General features: G+C 61.1%; 11 protein-coding genes. 2 read left to right on the forward strand and 9 right to left on the reverse strand.

Annotation, left to right across the window (positions count from 1 at the left end):
- Nucleotides 1-272: 272 nt before the first annotated feature.
- The gene (locus AAEO81_RS24815; protein WP_341959621.1) at nucleotides 273-3,341 is read right to left on the reverse strand and encodes an efflux RND transporter permease subunit; all 3,069 of its coding nucleotides are present in this window, start codon (nucleotides 3,339-3,341) and stop codon (nucleotides 273-275) included.
- A 6-nt stretch (nucleotides 3,342-3,347) separates the two neighbouring features.
- On the reverse strand, nucleotides 3,348-4,448 hold the full coding sequence (locus AAEO81_RS24820; RefSeq protein ID WP_341959622.1) for an efflux RND transporter periplasmic adaptor subunit: 1,101 nt from the start codon (nucleotides 4,446-4,448) through the stop codon (nucleotides 3,348-3,350).
- 93 nt (nucleotides 4,449-4,541) lie between these two features.
- Here AAEO81_RS24820 and AAEO81_RS24825 point away from each other — a divergent pair, with 93 nt between their 5' ends.
- Nucleotides 4,542-5,192 (forward strand): TetR/AcrR family transcriptional regulator, encoded by a 651-nt coding sequence (locus tag AAEO81_RS24825; RefSeq protein WP_341964612.1) that lies wholly within the window; start codon nucleotides 4,542-4,544, stop codon nucleotides 5,190-5,192.
- Nucleotides 5,193-5,312: 120 nt separating this feature from the next.
- Here AAEO81_RS24825 and AAEO81_RS24830 read toward each other — a convergent pair whose 3' ends face one another.
- Nucleotides 5,313-6,095 carry a class I SAM-dependent methyltransferase gene (locus AAEO81_RS24830; protein WP_341959623.1) on the reverse strand — a complete coding sequence of 261 codons (783 nt, stop codon included), beginning with the start codon at nucleotides 6,093-6,095 and terminating at the stop codon, nucleotides 5,313-5,315.
- Nucleotides 6,096-6,193: 98 nt separating this feature from the next.
- Between AAEO81_RS24830 and AAEO81_RS24835 the strand changes: the two genes are divergently transcribed.
- Nucleotides 6,194-6,823, forward strand: a complete 630-nt coding sequence (locus AAEO81_RS24835) for an energy transducer TonB (RefSeq protein WP_341959624.1) — start codon at nucleotides 6,194-6,196, stop codon at nucleotides 6,821-6,823.
- Nucleotides 6,824-6,941: 118 nt separating this feature from the next.
- On the opposite strand, the gene AAEO81_RS24840 is transcribed toward AAEO81_RS24835, so the two are convergent.
- From AAEO81_RS24840 to ppc, 6 genes are all read right to left on the reverse strand, one after another.
- Nucleotides 6,942-7,640, reverse strand: coding sequence for an extensin family protein (locus tag AAEO81_RS24840; protein ID WP_341959625.1), 699 nt, complete (start codon nucleotides 7,638-7,640; stop codon nucleotides 6,942-6,944).
- 46 nt (nucleotides 7,641-7,686) lie between these two features.
- The gene (locus tag AAEO81_RS24845; protein ID WP_341959626.1) at nucleotides 7,687-8,559 is read right to left on the reverse strand and encodes a DUF72 domain-containing protein; all 873 of its coding nucleotides are present in this window, start codon (nucleotides 8,557-8,559) and stop codon (nucleotides 7,687-7,689) included.
- Nucleotides 8,556-8,852 carry a hypothetical protein gene (locus AAEO81_RS24850; protein WP_341959627.1) on the reverse strand — a complete coding sequence of 99 codons (297 nt, stop codon included), beginning with the start codon at nucleotides 8,850-8,852 and terminating at the stop codon, nucleotides 8,556-8,558. Before AAEO81_RS24850 ends, AAEO81_RS24845 begins: the two co-directional genes overlap by 4 nt.
- Nucleotides 8,853-9,310: 458 nt before the next feature.
- A complete protein-coding gene (gene tsaB, locus AAEO81_RS24855) occupies nucleotides 9,311-9,985 on the reverse strand; it encodes a tRNA (adenosine(37)-N6)-threonylcarbamoyltransferase complex dimerization subunit type 1 TsaB (RefSeq protein ID WP_341959628.1) in 675 nt (224 codons plus the stop codon).
- 116 nt (nucleotides 9,986-10,101) lie between these two features.
- Nucleotides 10,102-10,749 carry an adenylate kinase gene (gene adk / locus AAEO81_RS24860; RefSeq protein ID WP_341959629.1) on the reverse strand — a complete coding sequence of 216 codons (648 nt, stop codon included), beginning with the start codon at nucleotides 10,747-10,749 and terminating at the stop codon, nucleotides 10,102-10,104.
- 285 nt (nucleotides 10,750-11,034) lie between these two features.
- Nucleotides 11,035-13,671: a phosphoenolpyruvate carboxylase gene (ppc, locus tag AAEO81_RS24865; RefSeq protein WP_341959630.1), complete on the reverse strand. Its 2,637-nt coding sequence runs from the start codon at nucleotides 13,669-13,671 to the stop codon at nucleotides 11,035-11,037.
- Nucleotides 13,672-13,897 lie beyond the last annotated feature (226 nt).

Genomic DNA, 13,897 nt, shown 5'->3' on the forward strand with positions numbered 1-13,897 from the left:
AGCAGCCGGAGGCTGGCGGCGCGAATATAGGTGATATTCGTGAGGGCGAGAAGCGCAACGGTGGTTTCGTTCAGCCACAAGCAAGCTTTACCCGCGTGCTGCGACAAGCGCGGGAGCTGTGGGAGCGAATTCATTCGCGAAACGGTGGTACAGACAAAACCAATGTGTCGAATGTACCGGCCAATCGTCGGGCTGCCGCCCAGAATGAATTCGCTCACAGTTGAATCCGTGTCAGCCTCAACATCTGCCTGCGCCCCCACAGGGAACCACCTTTACGTCCCCTTCTTAACCCTGAACCACGCCGCATACAGGGCTGGCAAGAACAGCAACGTCAGCGCGGTCGCGACGATCAACCCGCCCATGATCGCCACCGCCATCGGGCCGAAAAACACGCTGCGGGACAAGGGGATCATGGCCAGGACGGCGGCCAGTGCGGTCAGGACAATCGGGCGGAAGCGGCGGACGGTGGCTTCGATGATGGCTTGCCAACGGTCGAGGCCGGCGGCGATGTCCTGTTCGATCTGGTCCACGAGAATCACCGAGTTGCGCATGATCATTCCGGACAGCGCGATGGTGCCGAGCATGGCGACGAAGCCGAAGGGCTGGCGGAAGATCAGCAGGAACAGCGTTACGCCGATCAGGCCCAGCGGCGCTGTCAGAAACACCATGAAGGTGCGTGAAAAACTGCGCAGCTGGATCATCAGCAAGGTCAGCACGACCACGATGAACAGCGGCACGCCCGCGTTCACCGAATTCTGCCCGCGAGTGGAGTCTTCGACGGTGCCGCCGACGTCCAGCAGATAGCCATCCGGCAACTGCGCGCGCACGTCGTCCAGCGTTGGCAGGATCTGGTTGACCAGCGTGGCGGGCTGTTCCTTGCCATAAATATCAGCGCGGATGGTGACGTTGGGCAGCCGGTTACGGTGCCATATCACCCCTTCTTCGAAGCCGTATTCCAGCGTGGCGACTTGCGACAAGGCGACGCTGCTGCCGTTGGCGGTGGGCACCGAGAGACTCGCTATACCGCCCAGATCGTGGCGCTCCTGCTCGGTGCCACGGAGCAGGATTTCGATCAGCTTGTCGTCCTCGCGATACTGACTCACGCTGGAGCCGGTCAACTGGCTTTGCAGGAAGCTCGACAGGTCGGCCGTTGTAACGCCCAGCGCTCGGGCACGGTCCTGATCGACGTTGAGGTACACGACCTTGCTCGGCTCTTCCCAGTCCAGGTGTACGTTGACCACATGAGGGTTCTCGCGCACCTTCGCGGCGACCTTACGCGCCAGCGCCCGCACTTCATCGATGTGCTCGCCGGTGACGCGGAATTGCACGGGATAGCCCACGGGCGGCCCGTTTTCCAGGCGCGTGACCCGAGGACGCAACATCGGGAATTGCTCATCCAGCGTCTGAATCAGCCAGGTGCGCAGCGCTTCGCGGTCTTCAATGGTTTTGGCCAGCACGACGAACTGCGCGAAGCTGGCGGCAGGCAGTTGCTGGTCCAGCGGCAGGTAGAAACGGGGCGAGCCGGTGCCGACATAGGCCACGTAATTCTCGACCCCGGCGTGGGACTTGAGCATCTCTTCCAGACGCTTGACCTGCTCGGTGGTGTTGCTCAGCGAAGCCCCTTCCGCCAGCTTCAGATCGACCATCAGCTCCAGCCTTCCCGAGGCGGGAAAGAACTGCTGCGGCACGAAACGGAAGCTGAAAATCGACAGCGCGAACAAGGCAATGGTCAGCACGATGACGGTCTTGCGCCGCCGCACGCACCAACCCACCAGACCGCGTACACGCGTGTAAAACGGCGTGCCATAGGGGTCCGGCGCATTGGGGCCGGAGCCGTGTTTGGCCGCGTGAATTTTCGCCAGATCGGGCAACAGACGTTCACCCAGGTAGGGCACGAACACCACCGCCGCGACCCACGACGCCAACAGCGCGATGGTCACCACCTGAAAGATCGAGCGGGTGTATTCACCAGTGCTCGACTGCGCTGTGGCGATGGGCAGGAAACCCGCGGCGGTGATCAGCGTACCGGTGAGCATCGGGAACGCGGTGCTGGTCCAGGCGAAACTCGCGGCCTTGAGCCGGTCGTAACCCTGCTCCATTTTGATCGCCATCATTTCCACGGCGATGATCGCGTCGTCCACCAGCAAGCCCAACGCCAGCACCAGTGCGCCGAGGGAAATCTTGTGCAGGCCGATGCCGAGGTAATACATCGTGGCGAAGGTCATCGCCAGCACCACTGGGATCGCCAGCGCCACCACCATGCCAGTGCGCACGCCGAGGGAAAAGAAACTCACCAGCAGCACGATGCCCAAGGCTTCGGCGAGCACCTGCACGAATTCGCCAACGCTGGTTTTCACGGCAGCGGGCTGATCGGACACTTTGCTCAACGCCATGCCCGCCGGGAGGTTGTTCTGCAAGCGAGCGAACTCGGCTTCCAGCGCGCGTCCCAGAACAAGGATGTCACCGCCGTCCTTCATGGCCACTGCGAGACCAATTGCGTTCTGCCCCATGAAACGCATTTCGGGCGCAGGCGGGTCATTGAAGCCACGGCGCACGTCAGCCAGATCGCTGATGCGGAACGTGCGATCACCGACGCGAATCGGGAAGTTGCGGATTTCATCGACGGTCTGGAAACGCCCGGTCACGCGCAACTGAATGCGCTCGCTCGGCGTCTCGAAAAAGCTCGCGGCCACGACTGCGTTCTGGGCTTCCAGCGCCTGTTGCACGGCTTGCAGCGGCAGACCGAGGGTGGCGAGTTTGACGTTGGACAGCTCGATCCAGATCTTCTCGTCCTGCAGCCCGATCAGCTCGACCTTGCCCACATCCTTGACCCGTTGCAGCTGGATCTGGATGCGGTCGGCGTAGTCCTTGAGCACGGCGTAGTCGAAGCCTTCCCCGGTCAGCGCGTAAATGTTGCCGAAGGTGGTGCCGAATTCGTCGTTGAAGAACGGGCCTTGGGTGCCCGGCGGCAGCGTCGCACGGATGTCGCCGATCTTTTTGCGGATCTGATACCACAGCTCCGGGAGCTTGGCCGAGACGAGGGAATCCCGCGCCATGAACGTGACTTGGGACTCGCCGGGCCGCGAGAACGAGACGATGCGCTCGTAGTCGCCGGTTTCCATCAGCTTCTTTTCGATGCGGTCGGTGACCTGCCGCGCCACTTCCTCAGCACTGGCGCCGGGCCACAGCGTGCGAATGACCATGGCCTTGAAGGTGAACGGAGGGTCTTCGCTTTGTCCCAGTTTGGTGTAGGACAACGCGCCGACGACAGCCAGAAGAATCATGAGGTACAGGACCATCTGCCGATTGCGCAGGGCCCATTCGGAAAGGTTGAAACGCATCCGTGCTTACTCCTTCGCCGCCAGTTTCACCGCACGGTTGCTGCGATCGACCGGGCGAACCTGTTCGCCGTCGTGCAGCACATGAACGCCCGCCGCCACCACCCAGTCGCTGGCTTCGAGGCCGCCGAGTACCGGGACCGACTCCTGACCGTAGGCGCCGACTTGCACCGGGGTTCGCTTGAGGGTGTTGTCGCTTTGCAGACGCCAGACGTAGGTTTGCCCCTGCTCGGCAGTCAGCGCTGACAACGGCACGGACAGCGGCACGTTGTGTTCGGACGCAATGAACACGCGGGCGCTTTGCCCCAGTTCAGCCGGGACCTTGCCACCGGCGAAGGCGATGCGCGCCGCGAAGGTACGGGATTTCGGATCAGCCGCCGGCGACAGCTCGCGAATACGACCGGGGAAACGCTGTTCCCGTTGGGTCCACAGCTCGACCGATACCGGGTCGCCAATCTTGAACCGGCCATAGTTCTGTTCCGGCAGGCTGATCGAGACTTCCCGCTCGCCATCGGCGGCGAGGGTGAACACGGTTTGCCCGGCGGCCACCACCTGACCGACTTCCACCCGTCGTTTGGCGACGACGCCGTCCTGAGACGCACGAAGCACGGCATAGCTGGTCTGATTGTCGGCAACCGTAAATTCGGCCTTGAGCTGTCGGAGCCGAGCATCACCGGCGCGGTACAGGTTTTCGGCGTTGTCGAATTGCGACTTGCTGACCATCTGCCGGTCCATCAATGTCTTGTAACGGTCACGTTCCGAGCGGACCATCTGCAAATTCGCCTCGGCGGCAGCGACCTGTGCCCGCGTGGCATCCAGTTGCAGGCGCACGTCCTGGGCATCGAGTTCGGCCAGGGGCTGGTTGGCCTTGACCCGCTCCCCCTCTTCCACGAGGCGCTTGCTGACTTTGCCGGGGATACGAAACGCCAGATCGGGTTCGAAACGGGCGCGGACTTCACCGGGATAGCTGTCCATGGATTGGGACGACGGCTGCGGTTGCACTACCATGGCCGGACGCACGGTGGCGGGAACTGAGACTTCCTGACCGCAGCCCGCGAGGAGCGACACCAGACTGATGGGCACAGCAAGGAACAAGGCATCGCGAAACATGGTGTGGCACCTTGGCAAAAGGGAGCTTTGAATAATTGTACTGGCGAGTATATTAAGAATTACCGAACTGAACAGTCCACTAATCAAACGAATATGCCTGAAAACTATTTAATCGATGCCCCTTCGACCGCTGGCCCGGGTCGTCCAAAAGATCTGGCCAAGCGAAAGGCGATCCTCGACGCGGCCAAGGACCTGTTCGTGCGCAATGGCTATGCAAGCACCAGCATGGATGCGGTGGCGGCAGAGGCCGGGGTTTCCAAGCTCACGGTCTACAGCCATTTCACCGACAAGGAGACGCTGTTTTCAGCGGCCGTGGTCGCCCGGTGCGAGGAGCAGTTGCCTGAACTGTTCGTGGTCGTGGCGCAAAATGCGCCGGTGGAGAAAGTGTTGCTGGGTATTGCGAGAGGCTTTCACACCCTCATCAACAGCCCGGAATCCATCGAACTGCACCGTTTGATGATCGCCCTCGGCACGCAGGATACGACGCTATCGGCGGTGTTTTTTGAAGCCGGACCGCAACGCATCCTGCAGGAAATGGAGCGATTTCTGACGCGGGTGAATGACACCGACGGCTTGCATTTCGATTCACCTGCGAGCGCGGCGGGGCACTTTTTGAGTTTGATCAAGGGCGTGTGCAATTTCCGGTTGCTGATCGGCAACGGCGGCGTGCCAGATGAGGAAACGAGCGAGCAGCATGTGCAGGAAGTGGTGGCGTTGTTTTTGAGGGCTTATAAGGCGGGCTGAACGCGACCTCCTGTAGGAGCGAATTCATTCGCGAGACGGCGGTACATCCGACAGAGATGTATCGCCGGGCCGGGCCCATCGCGAATGAATTCGCTCCTACAGGGTTGCTCGCGGTTGTTACTAGGGCTTCAACGCCTTCTTCGGATACACGTCATACCGGCTGGATTTGCCATCCAGCGCATACCCCGGCTTGGCGCCTTCGATGCACGGGGCTTTACGCGGGCGTTTGACCACCACACGGTGGGTCGCCAATGCCAACGCCGCTTCCAGCAACGCCGGGGCGTCCATGTCGTCGCCCACCAACGGGCGGAACAGGCGCATTTCTTTCTTCACCAATGCCGTTTTTTCGCGATGGGGAAACATCGGGTCGAGGTAGATCACCTGCGGCGGTTCGCCTTCCCAATGGCGCATCAGCTCGATCGAATTGCCCGTCAGCAAACGCATCTGGCCAATGATCGCGCCCACGTCGAGGTCCTGAGCGCCCCGCGCCAAACCGTCTTCCAGCAGCGCGGCAATGATCGGTTGGCGCTCGATCAGGCTCATTTCACAGCCCAGGCTGGCCAGCACGAATGCGTCCTTGCCTAACCCGGCCGTGGCGTCCAGCACCCGAGGACGGACACCCGGCTGAACGCCCACGGCCTTGGCGATCATCTGCCCGCTGCCGCCACCGAACAGGCGCCGGTGGGCCGCTTTGCCCTCAACAAAATCCACTCGCACAGGCCCCGGCGCATCGTCGCCCAGCTGTTGCAATTGCAGGCCGTCATCGTTCAATTGCAAGGCAAAATCCGCTTCGGTGTCCTCCAGCGGCAGGCCCAGACGCATGGCCCATTGTTCCGCTTTTTCCCGGGCTTCGGCCGTCAGGGCTTCAACGCGAATGCGGCTGCCCGCTTGCTGCTCTGTCATCTCTTCAACACGCTCAAATTTTCTTAATGATTGGCAACATCTGCCGATAACGAAAGTATCCGGCATTTTGCCAGACCCACGGCATGTACTGAGCGCTTATGTCAGACATTCAGCAAACATCCTCGATAGGTTATTTGACGTACGCAGGCGACTACAGCGTACGCAATACCGAAACCCTGAGCGGCGTCACGCAGCTTTGGCAGGATGCGTTTGCCCGTGCGATGGCGCAGCAGGTCGATGACAACGCCGCCGCGCCTTCCGAGTACCCCGCCGTTGCAGCCGCGACGGACAACATGACCGGCGAACCCGTTGCGGGCGCCAGAACGTTGGGCAAAATCGTCGAGCAGCGCGAATGCCCGGTCGTGGACACAGAAATTGCCCCGCCTGAGCCGCTGTTTCTGCCCATCGCCGAATTCGAATGGGACCTGGCCAAACGGCCCGTGCCGTTCAGCGCCAGCGAAATGATTGAACAGCAACGCAATCTGGAAATCGACAGCAGTTGGGTCCGCCCGACCGTGCTGAACCCTTACGACGACAGCGTCGAGCCGGGCCCCGGTCCTCAGCCTCGCCCTCTGTTCCTGCCGATCGCCGAGTTCGAATGGGATTTGGCCGACAAGCCTGCCACGCCGTACAGCGCTGAAGAAATGAGCGAACAGCAGCGTAACCTGGAGTTCGATAACGGCTGGGCCCGTCCGATCGTGCTGCAGAATCTGCGGATTGCGGCCTGATTAGGGCGCACACGCTGCCCCTGTAGGAGTGAGCTTGCTCGCGATTCAGTATGTCAGACGGCAAGGTGGTGACTGATCAAACGCGATCGCGAGCAAGCTCACTCCTACAAGACTGACGCTACCGACACACCCGCCACCGTCCCATGTCCACATGAAAATGATTCTGGTGCGCCGCGTTGTAGTCCGGCCCCAGCACGGTGTTGAAGTGCTGACAGGCATTGTCCCTGACCAGCCTCAGAAACCTCCCGTTATCGCCCTCGTCTTTCCAGTCCTTGAGCACGGAAATCCGCCTGCCGTCTGCCAGACGAAACCCTGCGATGTCCAGCGCATTGGCCGACGCGTGCTGACTCAGGCGGCCCTCGCTGCGGTTGTAGACATTGCGGCAGGCGAAGCTGCCGAGGTGATCGATCTGCGTGACCTTCTCCCCAAACACCTCTTGAGCCGCCGGTTGCAGGCCATGAATGTCAAACAGCGCGTAGGCCACCGCCAAAGGGCAACTTGAAAGGAAGCTGCTGCTCAACGCCACGTCTCCGCCTTGAATGCGCAAGGTATTGCTCAGCGGGCATTTGGCGTCGGCGGCGCTGTCTGCCTGATGGGCATAGCGCAGGGTTGAGGTTTGCAAAGCCTGATCGCACAGGGCCGGATCATCCTGCAAACGCCAGAGTTTGAAGGGGGTGAGCAGGTTCGGTTGTTCGCGCACGTCCAGCGGCGCCCACGGGTTCCAGCGCCCAGGGACAGGCAACCCACCGCGCCACACCGAGAGCCCGATGCCGAGGCACACCAGAAGGAATAACAGGAAAAGGGTCGAGCCGCGCATGGGCGAGGTTTCCGCAGTGAGGACAATGGCATCCCCCTAACTGACCTCACAGCAAGCCGAGTTGCTCCACCTCTGGCCCACGCTCCAGCGTCGGCAATTCAGGCAGGCCTGGCAGCAATGTCAGCAGTTGTTCATGGAAACGTCTGGCAAGGTCGGGGGCCTGGATGTTGTCGGGCGTGTGCAGAAAGACGTAAGGCGTGCGCCCTTCCTCGATCCAGGCCGCGACTTTCAGCGCCCACTGCTCGACAAAAGGCTCGTTCGCTTCCAGTTCTGGACGCCCGATGAAACGTACTTGGGGGAATAACGTGAGTGCAGCCGGGCGTACGGGCACCTTGGGTTTCTTCGATTGCGCATGGAGCACGGCCGGGTCTTGGGACACGCAACTGAACAGCGGTCGCGAATCCAGACAGATGCGCTCGACGCCCCGGTCGAGCAGCAGACGATTGAGCATGCGCTCGCCTTCACCCTTGTCGAAGAACCCCATGTTGCGCACTTCCACTGCCAAGGCACGGCCTTCCAAGGCGTCGATAAACGTCGCCAGCTCGCCGAGGCGATGGGGTGAAAAGGTCGCGGGGAGCTGCAGCCACAGGGGTTGGACGCGGTCACCCAACGGGGCCATCAGCTTCAGGAAGTCTTGCGCGGCAGTCAGGTGTTCGCGCAGGTCACCCGCGTGACTGATGTCACCGGGAAACTTGGCCGTGAATCGAAAATGCTCAGGCAAGACCTGCCCCCAGCGTTCGACAGTGGTGTCTTTGGGACGGGCGTAAAACGTGGTGTTGCCTTCAACGGCATTGAAGACCTGAGCGTAAAGTTCAAGCAGATCGGAGGTGCGGGCATCTGGCGGGTACAACGACTGACGCCAGGCGCTTTCGCTCCAGGACGGACAACCGATGAAATAAGGGGGATTGGTGACGTTCAAACGTGCAGATCGAGGCCCGAGACTTCGAGGTCCCAATCGACGAACGTTGAAGTCGTCAGGTAGCTGCTCAGGGCACTGGCCACCCGGCGACTCATGGCGCGCGGGAAAATGATGTCCTGTTGGCGTGCCGGCACATTGGCCGTGCCACCGGTTTGACGGCGAGCGGTCTGCGGAACGACTTCTTCAACGTCGTCGATGATCACCTCTTCGGAGGCGTTATCGATCGTCGCAGTACCTTTGCGGGGCTTGCGCTTTATGGGGTACGAACGTTGTGAAGGACCGTTAATCCGCATCGATGCTTACTCGGCGTCTTGTAGTGGCAATTTAATCTCACGAACCCACTTAAGCAAACTCGCGAACGATAACTAGACCACAGTTATTGCCGAATGTTTAAAACCGCCGGGCAGAAATGATCGCTTTGTCGCCGAACGGTAGTGAATGCTGTGACTTGGGTCTCAGTTGTGGCGTGTTGATATCGAGTGATCACGCCCGTAATAGCGCGGCTTGCTGGCGATGGAGCCGTGGCGGCTGTACCGTCGTCTCGCGAATGAATTCGCTCCTACAGGTGCGCGGTACGGCAGCGTAATGGTGCGGCAGAAGATGCATTCGCGGGGCGGCTCACCACGCGAGGACAGACACCACATATCCTCTGTAGGAGCGAATTCATTCGCGAAAAGGGTTTGGCAGACAGAGATTTACCGGCCGCGCGGATGCTTCGCGAATGAATTCGCTCCTACAGGGTTCAGATGGATCAACGCGCCTTGGGGGTGGCCACTTTGTCCCGCAGGTAAACGGGCTGTGCGTCGTCCGCGACAATAGCTTCGCCACGGTGCCAGGCGAAGGTGCCAAGGGTCAGCAGGTCCTGGGCGTGGGGCAGTAAAGTGGCGTCCTGACCGGAAAGGTTGACGGCGATGCGCTCGGCGTAGCCCCAACCGGTGCCCGCTCCGAACCACTCGCCCGACGCGTCGATGGGCAATGCCGCACGCTCAGGAGGCATCACCGCTTCCTCGCCCAGCAGACGCATTTCCCCGGCCGTTTCGCGATAGCAGCCCCAATACACTTCATCCATCCGCGCATCGATGGCCGCCGCCACCTGAGTCACCCCGCGCTCACGAAAGGCGCGTTGCGCCAAGGTGGCGAGGTTGGAAACCGGCAACACCGGGCGCTCCAGGCCGAACGCCAATCCTTGTACCACGCCAATGGCGATGCGCACGCCAGTGAACGCGCCGGGGCCACGACCGAACGCAATCGCGTCCAGTGCGGACAGGCCAATGCCCGCTTCGGCCAGCAGGTCCTTGATCATGGGCAGGAGTTTCTGCGCATGCAGGCGCGGGATCACCTCGTAGTGAGTCAGCACTTTGCCGTCGTGCAGCAAAGCGACTGAGCAGGCTTCAGTGGCGGTGTCCAGTGCCAGCAAGGTCGTCATCGGGGTGTCCGTGGTTGAGCGAATGAAGGGGTGCACAAAGCGTTACAAAAAATGAGGCGGCATTATAAACAACAACGGCCCGCAAGCGGGCCGTCGTTCACTGCGCTAATGAAGGATCAGCCCAGCGCTGCGTTCACCTTGCCGGTGATGTCTTCCACGGAGCCGACGCCCGCGATGCTGCTGAACTTCGGCGTGCCGTCTTTGGCTTCGAGTTGCTTGTAGAACTCGACCAGAGGCTCGGTCTGCGCGTGATAGACCGACAGGCGATGGCGAACGGTCTCTTCGACGTCGTCTTTGCGCTGAACGAGGTCTTCGCCGGTTTCGTTGTCCTTGCCTTCAACTTTTGGCGGGTTGAACACGGTGTGGTAAACGCGGCCAGAACCTTCGTGTACACGGCGGCCGGAAATGCGTTTGACGATCTCTTCGTCATCGACCTTGATCTCTACCACATGGTCAATCGCCAGGCCCGCATTCTTCAGGGCTTCGGCCTGAGGAATGGTGCGTGGGAAACCGTCGAACAGGCAGCCATTGGCGCAGTCCGGCTGCGACAGGCGATCCTTGATCAGGCCAATGATCAGGTCATCGGAAACCAGACCCCCACTGTCCATGACGCTTTTGGCTTTCAGGCCCAGCTCGGTGCCCGCCTTGACCGCTGCCCGCAGCATGTCGCCAGTGGAGATTTGCGGAATGCCGAATTTCTTGGTGATGAACGTAGCCTGAGTACCTTTACCGGCCCCGGGAGCTCCCAGCAGAATCACGCGCATTGTTGTGCTCCTCAATTTTTATAGAGATTTCGTCGGATTCGCCTAAATGGGGCCAATCACTTTAAAAAATTAACTGACCCAACGGCCAAAGGCTGATCAAGATACACAGCCGGTTCATGCCGCACAAGACGCCAAAAGTCGCAGCAACCCGCGAAAAACCAGTAGCTTGCCAACGATCAATACTTTGGTACGACCCGGTGCAACTTCAGGGGTGTGCATCCTTGTCGATGAGCCAGGCGCCGCGAGATGAAGGCCTGCGCCCTCACCCGCGTCGCAAGCGCCGCGTCAGCCGGTGTTACGCAAACCGGCGGCAATGCCTGCGACAGACACCAATAGCGCCTGTACCAAAGGACTGTCCAGACTCGCGTCCTGTTTGCGCGAGCGCGCCAGCAATTCGGCCTGCAATAGATGAAGGGGGTCCAGATAGGTGTTGCGCAGGCTGATGAACTCCAGCGTCTCGGGGCTGTGGGCCAACAGCTGCGATTGGCCGGTCAGCCCCAGCACCACGTCACACGCCTGCGACAATAGGTCGCGCAAATGTGCACCCAAATGCAGCAGCCCCGGCTCCACCAGACGTTCGTCGTAGAGCTGCGCGATGTCGCTGTCTGCCTTGGCCAGCACCATTTCCAGCATGTCGATGCGCGTGCGGAAGAATGGCCACTGTTCGCGCATCTGCCCTAGCAGGTCGCCCTGCCCTCGCTCCAGCGCCTTGCGCAGCGCGTCTTCCCAGCCGAGCCATGCAGGCAGCATCAGGCGCGTCTGGGTCCAGGCGAAAATCCAGGGGATCGCGCGCAGGCTTTCGACGCCTCCTGCGCGGCGCTTGGCCGGACGGCTGCCCAGCGGCAGACGGCCCAGTTCCTGCTCGGGCGTGGCCTGGCTGAAGTATTCGACGAACTCGGGGTTCTCGCGCACAACGGCGCGGTAGGCCTTCACGCCATCTGCCGCCAGCTCGTCCATCATTTGCCGCCACGCAGGCTCCGGCAACGGCGGTGGCTGGAGCGTCGCTTCGAGCACAGCGGCCAGGTACAGGTTGAGATTCTGTTCGGCGATATCAGGCAACCCGAACTTGAAGCGGATCATCTCGCCCTGTTCGGTGGTGCGGAAACGCCCGGCCACCGACCCCGGAGGCTGCGAGAGAATCGCCGCGTGGGCAGGACCGCCGCCACGCCCCACCGTGCCGCCGCGGCCATGGAACAGCAGCAGTTCGACTTGCTGGGCGCGGCAGATCTCCACCAGCTTTTCCTGCGCACGATACTGCGCCCAGGCCGCCGCCGTGGTGCCCGCGTCCTTGGCCGAGTCGGAATAGCCAATCATGACTTCCTGCGGACCGTGCAGACGCAGGCGATAGCCCGGCAGGCTGAGCAGATGCTCGATCACCGGCCCGGCGTTATCGAGGTCCGCAAGGGTCTCGAACAGCGGCACGACACGCATCGGTCGTTGTAATCCGGCCTCTTTGAGCAGCAACTGCACGGCGAGCACATCGGAAGCAGCACCGGCCATGGAGATCACGTAAGAGCCCAAAGACGCCGCAGGGGCAGCAGCCACTTCGCGACAGGTCGCCAGCACTTCGGCGGTGTCAGCAGCCGGTTTGAAATGCGATGGCAGCAGCGGCCGCTTGCTGTTCAGTTCTTCCAGTAAGAACTCGATGCGCGCCTCTTCGCTCCACTCGTTGTAGCGCCCCAGTCCGAGGTAATCGGTGATCTCGGTCATGGCCGCGCTGTGGCGCGTGGAGTCCTGTCGGACGTCGAGTTTGACCAGGAACAATCCGAAGGTGACGGCCCGACGCAGGCAGTCCAGCAGCGGACCGTCGGCGATGACGCCCATGCCGCATTCGTGCAACGACTGGAAACACAACTGCAGGGGTTCCAGCAATTCCCGGTTACTGTTCAGCACGTCTTCCGGCGCAGGCTGAGTGACTTTCAGTGAAGCATGGGCCCAGTTACGGGTAGCACGAAGACGCTCACGCAACTTTTTCAGCACGGCACGATAGGGTTCGACGCTGTCACCCGCTTCGGCCTGCAAAGCAGGGCTGGCCTGTTGCATCGACAGCTCGGCGGCCAGTTGATCAACGTCACGCAGGTACAGGTCCGCCGCCATCCAGCGCGCCAGCAGCAGCACTTCACGGGTCACGGCGGCGGTGACGTTCGGGTTGCCGTCGCGATCCCCACCCATCCATGAAGCGAAGCGAATCGGTGCGGCTTCCAGTGGCAAATGCAGACCGGTGGCAGCTTGCAGCGCCTGATCGGCTTTGCGCAGGTAATTGGGAACGGCCTGCCACAGCGAGTTTTCGATGACGGCAAAGCCCCATTTCGCTTCATCCACCGGGGTAGGACGTACGCGGCGGATTTCTTCGGTGTGCCACGCTTCTGCGATCAGGCGTTGCAGACGCTCGGTGATCTGCGCACGCTCCTGACGGTTCAGGTCGCGATGGTCAAGGGCAGCCAGTTGTGCGGCGATGGCGTCGTACTTCTGGATCAGGGTACGGCGCGCCACTTCAGTGGGGTGCGCAGTCAGCACCAATTCAATCTCCAGCTTGCCGAGTTGGCGCGCCAAGGCTTCAGGTGACTGCCCGGATTCCTTCAAACGCTCCAGCAACTCGGGAAGCACGCGGGACTCGAATGGCTGCGGCTTGCTGTCATCCCGTCGATGAATCAGTTGGTACTGCTCAGCGATGTTGGCCAGGTTAAGGAACTGATTGAACGCCCGCGCCACGGGCAGCAACTCGTCCTCGCCCAGGCTTTCCAGATTGGAACTCAGTTGCTCGGTGCTCTGGGTCGCGCTGCGGCGTCCGGCTTTGGCACTTTTGCGAATACGCTCGATTTTTTCGAGAAAATCAGCCCCGTGCTGATCACGAATGGTATTGCCCAATAGCTCACCCAGCAGGTGAACGTCCTCACGCAATCGTGCATCGATATCAGCCATCCAGCCTTCTCCTTCAGCGTTTTTTTGTTCTGTCCTGAGTCAGTTCGGTCATCCCGAACTGAACGCCCTCGTAAGTTTTGCCTCTATCAATGTGTATAGAGCGACAAATTCATGCACGTACGCAACCCTTTGCCTTACATCTGCCGGGAGCAAGCTAGTCTCAAGACGGGCCACGTCACGCATTGGACGACGGCTCGACAATTCGCCAGAACCCGCCCACGCGCGG

Origin of the sequence: Pseudomonas sp. RC10 (assembly GCF_038397775.1) — a bacterium.
GTDB lineage: Bacteria > Pseudomonadota > Gammaproteobacteria > Pseudomonadales > Pseudomonadaceae > Aquipseudomonas > Aquipseudomonas bambusae.

Coding starts and splice junctions, on each gene's coding strand:
- AAEO81_RS24840 (WP_341959625.1), bottom strand. CDS start 7,640: ATGCGCGGCTCGACCCTTTTCCTGTTATTCCTTCTGGTGTGCCTCGGC.
- AAEO81_RS24825 (WP_341964612.1), top strand. CDS start 4,542: ATGCCTGAAAACTATTTAATCGATGCCCCTTCGACCGCTGGCCCGGGT.
- AAEO81_RS24820 (WP_341959622.1), bottom strand. CDS start 4,448: ATGTTTCGCGATGCCTTGTTCCTTGCTGTGCCCATCAGTCTGGTGTCG.
- tsaB (WP_341959628.1), bottom strand. CDS start 9,985: ATGACGACCTTGCTGGCACTGGACACCGCCACTGAAGCCTGCTCAGTC.
- AAEO81_RS24835 (WP_341959624.1), top strand. CDS start 6,194: ATGTCAGACATTCAGCAAACATCCTCGATAGGTTATTTGACGTACGCA.
- AAEO81_RS24830 (WP_341959623.1), bottom strand. CDS start 6,095: ATGACAGAGCAGCAAGCGGGCAGCCGCATTCGCGTTGAAGCCCTGACG.
- AAEO81_RS24850 (WP_341959627.1), bottom strand. CDS start 8,852: ATGCGGATTAACGGTCCTTCACAACGTTCGTACCCCATAAAGCGCAAG.
- AAEO81_RS24815 (WP_341959621.1), bottom strand. CDS start 3,341: ATGCGTTTCAACCTTTCCGAATGGGCCCTGCGCAATCGGCAGATGGTC.
- adk (WP_341959629.1), bottom strand. CDS start 10,749: ATGCGCGTGATTCTGCTGGGAGCTCCCGGGGCCGGTAAAGGTACTCAG.
- ppc (WP_341959630.1), bottom strand. CDS start 13,671: ATGGCTGATATCGATGCACGATTGCGTGAGGACGTTCACCTGCTGGGT.